Source organism: Dolichospermum sp. LEGE 00246, from assembly GCF_015207865.1.
GTDB lineage: Bacteria > Cyanobacteriota > Cyanobacteriia > Cyanobacteriales > Nostocaceae > Dolichospermum > Dolichospermum heterosporum.
The window spans coordinates 1-11,861 of record NZ_JADEWA010000131.1; the positions used below are offsets into that span (position 1 = coordinate 1).

Sequence of the window (11,861 nt, forward strand, 5' to 3'; positions counted from 1 at the left end):
AAAGTTAAACAGGCTTAAGGGTTAAACCAGTGCTTTTAAGATAGTTACCGACCTCTAACATTGTCAAAGCTAACATTACCCCAGAAATGGGAGGCTCTTCGGAGCAAAATATTATGTCCAAAGTATTTGTTTTAGGGACTTCCAATTAAAAAAATCCCCAAAAGTTTCTTGTGGTGCGGGACGAATTGCCCGCTAATTACCAGGGACGGGCAGGATGCCCATCCCACAAAATTGGGTAATTTATTTTTTGGTGTTCCCTTAGACACTGAAAAAAGACCACTAGACTCACAAAAAGGACGGTTACGAATATGGAAAATCAAAGATTTGTTAATTGCTCAACTGTTCCTTTCATTGTTTGTGCTGGCGCACAAAATTACTCAAGGGACGTTTCACAATTAACCCTCCATTCCTCCCATCACCAAACTGAGTACAGTTTTGGTGGGTGTCTCCTGGAGGTTTAGATGAATTTTATCTCTGAGTTTAAACATTTTAGCTCTTTTAAGAAACTAAGCTGTTACGCAGCTAAATTTGATAACCATAATTTACTTGAACTTTGTAGTGCGGGCATCTTGCCCGCTAGAATTATACAAACTAAATGCACAACAGCTTATTCTTCCGCGGGAGGATCAGCAAAAAGTTATCCTGGGGTATAGTCTTTCTCTGGGAATAGCAGTTTTAGGTATATCTGGAGGGTGATTAGTAGGCAATAGCTATTTTCAAACAGCCAGAGAAAAGGCAATCTTAGTCCATCAATAATGTCTCTTATTTGCTAATTTACCAACGAAACTTTTACAAATAGTGATTATGGTTATACAAAATTATCATATCAAGTTTTTATGAAAATTTTAAGTAATCCTATTGATACTATACAAGAAAAATCTCATCAAAATCCAGAATTTTACCGATGATACCCATCAGAGAAAAATTACCTTTTATTCTGATTCCTTTCAAGGTACATAATTTACTATATCTTTACCGATTACTTATTCATCAATATAATGATTTTGACTTTATTCCTGATTTATAACTGGTGATTACTTGATTTTGCTGTATCATTGATAATTAGAGATATTAAAAACAACAGGAAAAAATTAATGGGGCTATTTGATCAAATTCTTGGTGCAGTTAGTAATTCCAATCAGCCAGGTGGTTTGGATAACTTGATAAATATTGCTACCACAGTTAAACAATTAGGTAATGGCATTGGCTCAGACTCTGTCACCATGCAATCAGTTCTATCAGTTGTTGGTAAACAAGTACAATCATCTTTGCAGGCAAAACAAGCTACTGACGGAAGTGAAGCCGTACAAGAGTTGGTAAATCAATTTGCCGGAACTTCAGCCGATTTCCAAGCTGTAGATACCTTATTTTCTCCAGATATCCAAGCACAAGTAGCGGAAAATGCTGCTCAGGGTACTAGCTTAGATGTGAATACAATTCAACAATTATTACCAACTTTAGTCCCTTTAATTTTGAGTTTTTTACAATCTGGTGGTAATCCATTACTCAATAAATTTCTAGATGCTGACGGTAATGGTGATGTAGACATTATGGACGCGATTAAATTAGCTAGTAAGTTTTTAAGAATCTAAACTAGCCGGAATTTTTGTCGTTGAGAATTTACTAATACCAAATTCAGATGAAGCTGCATAGAATAAGACTTCAAGAATAATTGACCGCAGATAAAGACGGATAAATTCATGGATTTCATGATTCTGTGCAGCCTCACATATAATTGGTATGACAAATGATAATTTTAAAATTGAGTTTATGAACGCAGCCGACGATAAAACAATAGTCCGCGAATACTTCAATTCCACAGGTTTTGATCGGTGGCAACGCATCTATGGTGATGGCGAGGTCAACAAGGTTCAGCTAGATATTCGCACTGGACATCAACAAACTGTAGATAATGTCATCGGCTGGTTAAAAGCTGACAACAATTTACCATCATTATCAATTTGTGATGCTGGGTGTGGTGTCGGTAGTCTGAGTATTCCTCTAGCTATGAGTGGTGCTAAGGTCTATGCCAGCGACATTTCTGCCAAAATGGTATCAGAAGCTCAGGATAGGGCTGTAATGGCTTTGTCAAATACTGTAAACCCCTCTTTTGCGGTAGAGGATTTGGAATCTTTGAGTGGTAATTACCATACTGTTATCTGTTTGGATGTTCTGATTCATTACCCTCAAGAAAAAGCTGACGAGATGATTTCTCATTTGTGTTCTTTAGCGGAATCACGGATTATTCTCAGTTTTGCGCCTAAAACTTTCTTCCTGACTATCCTCAAAAAAATCGGTACTTTCTTTCCTGGTCCGAGTAAAACCACTCGCGCTTATTTACATCCTAAAGCTGATGTCATCAAAATCTTGGAAAAAAATGGCTTTTCAATCCAACGGCAAGCTATGGCGCGAACAAAGTTTTACTTTTCCAGTTTACTAGAAGCAACTCGTACATCTGTGTAGATAGTAAATTACAATTGATACTTCATATTCCCGACTTCTTAGAGAAGTCGGGAATATAAGTAATTGGACAAAAATATCTACAGTCATTGCGAGGGAAGGGAAGCAATCACAACCCTGGCGATTGCTTCATTTCACTTCGTTCCATATGGCTAACGCCACGCAACGCTTACGCAATGACATTGTGTAATTAATTCTGTCTCACTACTTAATGATCCGAATCTTCTTTCTTCCCCCTGACTCCTATTACACTGCGGCGTAAATACACCAACCATTCTCAATCGTCAAAAAGCTTGCTTAATATTACTTTTGACCTTTGACTTTTGACTTCCGCTTTGCGGTACTAGCCCTAAGGAAAAGACTTCTTCCGCGAACCCTATTTAGTCATCAAATACTTGTATTTTCAATTATTCTAATTTGAATGTATAATTATAGTTTACAAGGAAAGTTTTGCCAAGTATTGCAAAAAGGAATGTATTAATCTATCTTAAGAGATATATTAATAACATATTGAATTTAATACAATCTGTTGTTAATAAATTAGAGAATAACTAAACGTGAATAACTGTCCTAAAGCCCCACCTATGGCTCACGCCACTCTAAACTATCAGCATGATGTAATAGTTTTATCTATCATTCCATTCTGAAAAAGTAGAGGAGCTATGAAGACAGAGCTATCCATCTATTTTGATCACCAACAGGGGAAACAAACAGGAATGTATAGCTTAAGGCACGCTGGGCTGTCAGTATTATATAAGTTTTATAGAGCAGTTGAGTCAATGGAGAAAAAAAATGATGAGCAAAGAAGATTTTCTCTATCCCCGTGGTCGCTATTATGGTCATGTCAAACCAGAAAACTTGGTATTTAATGCGAATTTGCAGGAATTTGCCCAAAAGGTTAGTTATATTTGCAATTTAGAAACTGGTGGCAAAATCTCACCAGATGAGGCTTATGATCAGATTAAGTTACTTTGGAAACAGTTGAAACAATCAAAAAAGCAACTAAAAATCGGTGAACAACCTTTTCCAAGTAACGGTCCTGAAGAAGTTTAAGTTGTCAGCCATATAGAACTCTTATCCTGACTTCTGACTCCTGACTCCTGATTCCTGACTCCTGGGCGGGGAAACCCTGCCCCTACTGCTTAAAATTATTTTTTGATAATAATCTTCCAGTTGTTGTGTAGCCGATGTCCATCCCCATTTCTCTGCTTCGGCACGGGCGTTTTTACGGATAATAGCTATTTCCTGCCGTTGTTTTAACAGACGTATAGTAGCATTAATTGCCTCTTGAATATCAGCTTGTGGATCAAAAAGATATCCATTTACACCATCTGTGACAATATCAGGGATGCCTCCAGAATGGGCTGCTACCACTGGACATCCGGCAGCCATAGCTTCTAGCAGCACTAATCCGAGTGTTTCTGTGCGGGAAGGAAAAATAAAAGCATCAGCACTGGCAAAGGCAGAACCTAATTCTTTACCCATGAGATAACCGACAAAATAAGTATTTGTCCCAGCAAAGTGTTTTTCCAAAACTTGACGGTGAGGTCCATCGCCGACTAATGCTAATCTGGCATTGGGAATGGCTTCTAAAATTGGTTTAATGCGTTCGATTTCCTTTTCAGCAGAAAGACGACCAACATACAATAATAAAGGGCTATCTGGATGATTTTGGGAAAGATGCGATCGCATTTCCGCACTAACTAAATCAGGATGAAATAATTCTGTATCTACTCCCCGTTGCCATAAATCACACCTTTCAATCCCATGGGTGGAAAGTTCCTTTACCATCGCCGTAGAGGTACACAAATTTAACTCCGCCTGATTATGACCGAGCTTTAACAACTCCCATAGTAATCCTTCTAACATCCCCAATCCGTAATGTTGCAGATATTGGGGCAAATGGGTATGGTAAGAAGCCACCAAAGGAATTTTGAGAACTTTACTATAAAAAATCCCTGATAGTCCGAGAACTGCGGGATTAACAACATGAATAATATCTGGTTGAAACTCTTCCAAAGCGTGACCAATGGCAGGGCGAGGCAGTGCCATTTTCAACTCTGGATAAAGAGGTAAGGGAAAGCCACTAACCCCGTAAACTTTCGCACCTTTATGTTCAGTGATGCCACCTTCAGGGGCAAATACCAAAACTTGATTGCCAAGACGTTGAAGATGGTCAACGGTATGACGAAGACGGGTAACAATGCCGTCAACTTTCGGTAAAAAGGTTTCTGTAAATAGGGCTATTCGCATATCAAATTATCAGAAGTTACAGAAGTTGCAGAAGTTCAGAATAGGAGTAGAAGAACAGGAGAGAAGGACAGGAGAGAAGGACAGGAGAGAAGGACAGGAGAGAAGATTTCTTTCTTGTTCCTTCTTTCTCCTAAACTCCTGATAGCGTTCACGTAGTGTGCCGAAGGCATAGTGTGGCGTTAGCCATACTCCTGAACTCCTATTTTCTATTTTCTATGCCAAGAGACTTTGGGGAGAATCTGTTTGTGATCAACTCGGTTCTGATACTTGTCAGCAAAGTTTAAAAGCGAATCAAGTAGGGAATCAGAGAGCAGGTGAGGTTGTAAACCCAAATCCAAGAGTTTGGTGTTTTTGGCGTTGAAATAGTGTTCTTCCTTCTCCACTCTGGGGTTATCTATGTGGTTAATATCCACATTCAATCCCATAGCGTTGCCGGCTTTTTTCACCATCATCGCCAAATCACCGACGCTAAATAGTTCGGTAAATTGGTTAAACACACGGAATTCTCCCGGTTCAGCAGGATTAGCGATCGCTAATTCAATACATCGCACCGTATCCCGAATATCCAAGAAGCCACGAGTTTGTCCACCTGTACCGTAGACAGTGAGAGGATGTCCCACGGTAGCTTGAATACAGAAGCGATTCAGTGCTGTACCAAATACACCATCATAATCCAAACGGTTAATTAACAGTTCGTCCATCCCCGTTTCTTCGGTTAGGACACCGTAAACAATCCCCTGATTTAAGTCTGTAGCCCTTAAACCCCAGATCCGGCAAGCAAAGTGGATATTATGACTATCATGGACTTTACTCAAGTGATACATAGAACCAGGCTGCTTCGGATAGGGCAAAGTATCCTTACGTCCGTTATGTTCAATCGTGATGTATCCCTCTTCAATATCAATGTTGGGAGTTCCATACTCACCCATTGTTCCCAATTTCACCAAATGGCAATCTGGGAAATCTTCCCGCATGATGTACAGCAAATTCAACGTACCAACCACATTATTGACTTGGGTAAGAACAGCGTGTTCACGGTCAATCATGGAAAATGGCGCTGAACGTTGCTCACCAAAATGCACGATCGCAGTTGGTTGAAATTCGTGTAAAGCTTTGTGCAGAAACTCGTAATTAGTAATATCGCCGATAAACAGATCAATAGACTTACTAGTCAAATCCTGCCATCGCTGGAGACGTTTCTGAATTGGTGCGATTGGGGTAAGGGTTTCTACACCCAGTTCATTATCCCAGTGTCGCCGCACCAAACTATCTAAAATTCCAACTTCGTAACCTCGATTAGAAAGGTAAAGCGCGGTTGCCCAACCGCAATACCCATCACCACCAATAACCAGGACTTTCATCTTTACCAGTTTTTACTCGCTGATAGCTAAATCTATCAGGTTTGTGTCCCCTCTTCATCATTAAATTCTCACTAAGGCAGTAAATAAATCCAAAATCCAAAATCCAAAATTCAAAATTACTTCTGTCCCTTACCTAACCATTAACTACTGACAACTAACCACTAACTACTGACTAATTTTATACTCCTGGGCGATGTAGTAAAACAGCCGATAATAATTTGGAAAGTCTTTGCTACCGCTTTGTCCTTGCCAGTGATACTCCAATTTCTCTTGGCTAATAGTCAATTTGATCACAGTCACCTTTTCCCCCGCATCTACAGCCAATACCCCAGCAAAACCTTGGTGAGTCCGAAAATTAGGTACTGGCTGAGAATTTTCAGTTAAGGATTTTAATACAGGCTTACTTGCATAAGCACGAATTTCCACATTCTTTTGGTTTGGTGAAACTAAAACAACACCATCACTATTGTCTGGGTTTCCTAACACCTGCCAAGTATGCGGATAAGGAAACTCAAAACCATAACGCTTATTTCCATATATATTCCATCTTGTATCTTGAATCTGGGAGTTATTAGCATTACACCCCCAAGAGATCATCCCGACCCCCACACCCGAAATCATAGCGCACAGCGCCTTTTTTACTTGTATTGCACCCCAAGGCTGTTTCATCATTCAGTTTTAACTCATATAATAATTTTCGAGCATATTAGAGAAACTGTCAGAATCAGGATGTCCAGGATTAAAGGATGAACAGGATGAAACCTAGAATTTCATCGTAACTGTTCACACTCCCCCCCTATCTTTAACGAGAGATCAAGGGTTTCGATAATTTTAGAGGGGGGGGAGTGAATAACTACATTTCATCACCAATAGACATCTCCAAAAATTAAAGATACTTGACCTGAAAACCCTGTAGAGACGTTCCATGGAACGTCTCTACAATCTTTTTTGGAGATGTCTAATTACCAATTATCAACAAAATCCCCGACTTCTCAAAGAAATCGGAGATCTGAACCTCTCAAGGATGAATCGGAAATTGATACTCAAATTATGATTACGGACGGGTAGAATTTTGGAAAATCGCTTGATTTTGAAACCAATCCTTACCTACTTGGATAGTAATATCTGAACCAATATTACCTGTGCTTTCTACGCGCACTTCTCCAAATCCCAACAAACTACGAATTGATTCGGCACTGTCTCCGTCTCCTTGTTGAGCGACAATGTGGGTTACATCTAAGGGTTGTCCCCAGGGTTTAGAGACGAAGATATTGGTATAGCCGGCTTTCTCCAATGTTTTAATGAGGGGACGCAATTGAGAGCGATTCCTAGGTCGCGCTTCGCTATCGCCTCCTGTACTATCCTGAATAGCTACACGCAAACGACCAGGCTCACTAAATGATGTTTCTGTCGTCTTTGCTTCTAGACCAAAATGCTGAGTCATTAATTTAGCAATATTCCGCCCATCTGGAACCCAGTAGCTGGCATCAAACTCACGATTTTCGCTAAAGCGTCCAGGCAGCATTAACATTTGCATATTTGCGCGATTGATTTTTGAACCAAAACCAACCAGTGCTATTAATTCTTCAACGGATAAGTTGGTATCAATATTTTCCTTAACCACATTGAGAATATCTGGTAATTTCGTGATGGTTGTCGGGTTAAGAGTCTGTTCGATTAAAGCCCGCAACACCGTTTGCTGCCGCTGAATTCGCCCAATATCGCCCAATTCATCATGGCGATAGCGGAGTAATTGCAACGCTTGTTCACCATTGAGATGTTGTTGACCCGCTTTTAAATTAATGTATAAATGCTGGGAATCGTCCCGATATTTCATATCTTTGGGGACATAAATATTCACTCCGCCCAAAGCTTCAATTAGCTTACTAACACCCAAGACATTAATCCGAACGTAGCGATCAATTCCTACTCCACCCAAAAGATTACTAACGGTTTTCGCCGTCAAAGCTGGACCACCATCCACATTAGCCGCATTAATTTTTTTGACTCCATGCCCTTCAATTTGTGTACGGGTATCTCTAGGAACAGAAAGCATGACTACTTTTTTGGTCTCTGGATCAAATTTGACCAGCAGCATCACATCAGAAAGACCGTCAAAAGAGTTAATCTGGGGCAAATAACGCAGATTTTTGGTTTCGGATGGGGGATTTTGGACATCTGGAGGTAGTACACTCATACCCATTAACAGGATATTAACAGGACGAGTTAGCTGAGAAAATTGTAACCCATTGCCAGAAATACTGTCGCTATCAAATACTGCTTCTTCCTGGGGACTAAGTTGAGCTTGTTGTAAAGGCGTACTTTCCCAAGAAACAGCTAATAATGCCCCTGCAAGTCCTGATACTATGGCAATCCCCCCCATACCCACCGCAAACCATAGCCACCGTCCCGATTTAGACGGGCGAGAATTTTTTCCTTGACCCTTATATTTAGCTTTTGCTGCTCTTTGTTGTGCTGCTGTTGTTTTTTGACTAGTCACAGACTTCCTCTCACCTACGATTTTAAATAAACTAAATTTGCCGATCAATACATCTAAAACAAATCAGACTATAATAGCCAACTCTTGATCAGTTTGCTATAAAAAACTGCTAAATATGGTAATCATGAACTAAATTCCTTTTACTTAGATTTAGATAAAAGTTCAGTCTGTTCCCCGGTTAATATTTCCGCCATACTCGTTCTGCCAAGTTGCTAAATCCCGGTAAACGGGAGGATTTACCTTGAATGACCCGAAAAATCAACCAAATACTCACTAAAAAATAACCGGAAGTCAGGAAACTATTGAGGATTAACAAGCGAAGTGTCAAAAAATTCGTTGCTGATCCAGTAGTTAACAATAAATAACCTAACATCCAGATAAAAGCCAAGGTAATAGACAAACGACTGATTGCCAGTTGATCCCGACTACCCTGCCGCTGATAGAGAGTCCACAGGGAGGGAAAAAAGCCGATAATGGGAATCAAATACAGAACGAGTTGTGTTTTTGAGATATCTGTATCTTTTGAGGGCAAGTTATCCATAGTGGTTGATGTGATCATAAACTAGAGATGGTGAATAATAGTCGTTAAGTTAGAGATAAATAACTTAAGTTACTTGTTAGGTAGGAGGCAATTAATAATTGATAATTTTCATCACCTATTATCTGCCTCAACGAGATTAATACTTGGTCAAGCAGAAACCCATTTAGTTATATAGTGTAATTACTTAAAAATGCAGACACGCAAGCTACTCAATTGGTGGCAAACACTGACACCTATAGCCAGATTTTTAGCGATCGCCCTACTTGCGCCCCTATTAGTTCTGAATGGTTGGGCTATTGCCGCAATTTTCAATTATTTTCACTCCCTGATTGTTATTTTAGTCGGAGCTTCCGTATTAGCATTTTTACTCAGCTACCCCGTGAGTTGGATGGAAAATCACGGAGCGAAACGAGAGCAAGTAGCCATTCTTGTATTTTTGTTAGCATTATCCATTTTATTAGCTCTAGGTGTCACCCTGTTTCCTCTCGCCCTGACTCAAGCTCAACAACTGGTGGCGCGGTTACCAGACTTAATAGACTCAGGACGTTCTCAATTAATGATCCTCAATGAAAAAGCAGAAGGCGCTGGTTTACCAATCAACCTCGATGCTTTAGCCGCACAAATCAACGATCGCGTCAAAGGACAATTACAGGCGATCGCCGGACAGGTGCTAAATTTAGCTGTGATCACTGTTACCAGTCTGCTCGATTTCCTGCTGACAATGGTATTAACCTTTTATTTATTACAGCATGGCGGTGAACTTTGGCAAAGTTTAGTAGAATGGCTACCTGCTAAATTTCGCGCCCCCTTTTCCCAAACAGTTCGTTTAAGCTTTCAAAACTTTTTTATCACCCAACTAATCCTCTCAACCTGCATGGCCTCTGCCCTAATTCCCACCTTTTTATGGCTAAAAGTTCCCTTTGGTCTATTATTTGGGTTAACGATTGGAGTCATGGCACTTATCCCCTTTGGTGGTTCTGTAGGTATCGCACTTACTACCTCTTTAGTCTCACTTCAAGATGTTTCTATGGGCGTAAGGGTATTAATAGCAGCCATAATTGTCCAGCAAATTCTGGAAAATCTGATTGCACCCCGAATCTTAGGTAGTTTTACTGGGTTAAACCCCGTGTGGATTTTAATTTCTGTCTTAACTGGAGCGAGAATTGGCGGACTTTTAGGCGTAATTGTCGCTGTTCCCTGCGCCGTGGTTATTAAAAGTATCATCAACGCCATTCGTCCCTCAACACTTAATCTGGACACAGAAGACTCTCACCCCGAAGAGATATCTGCACCCATGACACCAGAAGCATCTCCGAAAATAGAGCCTAATAATTCTTTGAGTGTTTCATAACATACTCATCCGCCATATTGCTCTCAAAGTAGATTATCGCCTATGTTCCATTTGTGTTCATACTTTTGACGTGGGTGGGAATAAGGAAAACCGAATTGGTTTATACGACATAATCTTCTTGTCCCCCAATACTGTTCGGTTAAGACTAAAAAACAAAAATACGTAGGTTGGGTTGTTCGCGTTAGCGTTGCGGAGCAATCGGAACGAAACCCAACATTTTCAATGATTTTTTGGTTTTATACAATAGGTTCTTTACGTGGAAATTTTCGTTAAGGAATGTGGATTAAATAAAATGCAGAAGTTGTGACAGGGGTATAGTAGACTAAAGAAGTAGGTATTAGGGAACAATATCGTGATAGAAATCTACTCTCCAATGCTAGAAAAGCAGATGCAATATTACTATGAATCTCTATCGGAAAAAGACTGTAGGCGGTATGCAGCGATTGAAGCAAAAAAGCTTGGGTACGGGGGGATTGGATAATTTCACATGGGTTATATGATTTAAAGGATAACATTGGTTTTATACAAATTGGTACTAGCCATGACACCAGCGAATTTGCCTGTGATTCAATCCGTTATTGGTGGAATAATTATGGCAAAAACCGCTACCAATTGGCTACATCTATACTACTGTTATGTGATGGTGGTGGTAGCAACAGTTCTCGTTACTATGTATTCAAAGAAGCATTACAAGCTTTGGTGAATGAAATTGGAATTGAAATTCGCATTGCTCACTATCCTCCTTATACATCTAAGTACAATCCGATTGAGCATCGACTGTTTCCACAAGGGGATTGCGGGAAGGCTGGGAGCCGCGTCTCTTTAGAGCGCGGGGGAAAGCCTACCCGTGCGGTTTTAACCGCTGCCAATATTCTCAACTATGATGCGGGTCATTAATATATCTTTCTATTGTGTCGGCGGCAACACTCCCCGCAGTTGAAAAGAAATAGCTACTAGTCCAAAGTGACGGTAGCTTTTTTAATTCTGGAAACTCTTTTCTTAGATAATTAGATGAGCGTCCTTTAAATGCTTTAACTACCTGAAATATTGCATCGGTTGGATGAATCTCTACAAATAAATGAATATGACCTGGCGCAACTTCTAACGCACGAATATTCCAGTCTTTTTCAATAGCTAATGCCGAAAATATCTCAAAAATCCTATCTCTGATTTTCCCAACAAGTACCTTCTTTCGGCGTTTAGGTATCCAGACTAGATGAATCACGCTCAACCCGACAGCGTGATTATAATGCCGATATTCATAAGAACTTTTTTTCATAGATTTTAGCTATTGACTTCCTTTTAATTGGAGATTAACATAGTTATATCATCAATCACATCAACAAAATAAACCTGTGCAAATACGCTGGAGATTCAAGCTACAACCGAATATTG

At 39.9% G+C, this 11,861-nt stretch carries 11 protein-coding genes; 5 read left to right on the plus strand and 6 right to left on the minus strand.

Annotated elements, in window-relative coordinates:
• Positions 1–1,094 precede the first annotated feature (1,094 nt).
• From IQ228_RS11140 to IQ228_RS11150, 3 genes are all read left to right on the plus strand, one after another.
• Complete coding sequence (locus IQ228_RS11140; protein WP_027403812.1) at positions 1,095–1,592, plus strand: DUF937 domain-containing protein; 498 nt, start codon at positions 1,095–1,097, stop codon at positions 1,590–1,592.
• A gap of 178 nt (positions 1,593–1,770) precedes the next feature.
• The gene (gene bchM / locus IQ228_RS11145) at positions 1,771–2,463 is read left to right on the plus strand and encodes a magnesium protoporphyrin IX methyltransferase (RefSeq protein ID WP_027403811.1); all 693 of its coding nucleotides are present in this window, start codon (positions 1,771–1,773) and stop codon (positions 2,461–2,463) included.
• A gap of 792 nt (positions 2,464–3,255) precedes the next feature.
• Positions 3,256–3,513, plus strand: a complete 258-nt coding sequence (locus tag IQ228_RS11150) for a hypothetical protein (protein ID WP_027403810.1) — start codon at positions 3,256–3,258, stop codon at positions 3,511–3,513.
• Between the two features lie 21 nt (positions 3,514–3,534).
• Here IQ228_RS11150 and IQ228_RS11155 read toward each other — a convergent pair whose 3' ends face one another.
• The 5 genes from IQ228_RS11155 to IQ228_RS11175 all read right to left on the minus strand — a co-directional run bounded on the left by IQ228_RS11155 (position 3,535) and on the right by IQ228_RS11175 (position 9,115).
• Complete coding sequence (locus IQ228_RS11155; protein WP_027403809.1) at positions 3,535–4,713, minus strand: glycosyltransferase family 1 protein; 1,179 nt, start codon at positions 4,711–4,713, stop codon at positions 3,535–3,537.
• Between the two features lie 206 nt (positions 4,714–4,919).
• Complete coding sequence (locus IQ228_RS11160; protein ID WP_027403808.1) at positions 4,920–6,074, minus strand: NAD-dependent epimerase/dehydratase family protein; 1,155 nt, start codon at positions 6,072–6,074, stop codon at positions 4,920–4,922.
• 165 nt (positions 6,075–6,239) lie between these two features.
• Positions 6,240–6,746 (minus strand): hypothetical protein, encoded by a 507-nt coding sequence (locus IQ228_RS11165; RefSeq protein ID WP_193962872.1) that lies wholly within the window; start codon positions 6,744–6,746, stop codon positions 6,240–6,242.
• A 382-nt stretch (positions 6,747–7,128) separates the two neighbouring features.
• Complete coding sequence (locus tag IQ228_RS11170) at positions 7,129–8,574, minus strand: LCP family protein (RefSeq protein ID WP_027403806.1); 1,446 nt, start codon at positions 8,572–8,574, stop codon at positions 7,129–7,131.
• A 178-nt stretch (positions 8,575–8,752) separates the two neighbouring features.
• Positions 8,753–9,115, minus strand: a complete 363-nt coding sequence (locus IQ228_RS11175) for a hypothetical protein (protein WP_193962873.1) — start codon at positions 9,113–9,115, stop codon at positions 8,753–8,755.
• 190 nt (positions 9,116–9,305) lie between these two features.
• Between IQ228_RS11175 and IQ228_RS11180 the strand changes: the two genes are divergently transcribed.
• Entirely contained in the window at positions 9,306–10,466 is a 1,161-nt protein-coding gene (locus tag IQ228_RS11180) for an AI-2E family transporter (RefSeq protein ID WP_027403804.1), read from the plus strand.
• Between the two features lie 480 nt (positions 10,467–10,946).
• Positions 10,947–11,363 (plus strand): hypothetical protein, encoded by a 417-nt coding sequence (locus tag IQ228_RS11185; RefSeq protein ID WP_370566875.1) that lies wholly within the window; start codon positions 10,947–10,949, stop codon positions 11,361–11,363.
• On the opposite strand, the gene tnpA is transcribed toward IQ228_RS11185, so the two are convergent.
• Complete coding sequence (tnpA, locus tag IQ228_RS11190; protein WP_193962874.1) at positions 11,341–11,745, minus strand: IS200/IS605 family transposase; 405 nt, start codon at positions 11,743–11,745, stop codon at positions 11,341–11,343. The two genes, IQ228_RS11185 and tnpA, sit on opposite strands and share 23 nt — an antisense overlap.
• Between the last annotated feature and the right edge of the window lie 116 nt (positions 11,746–11,861).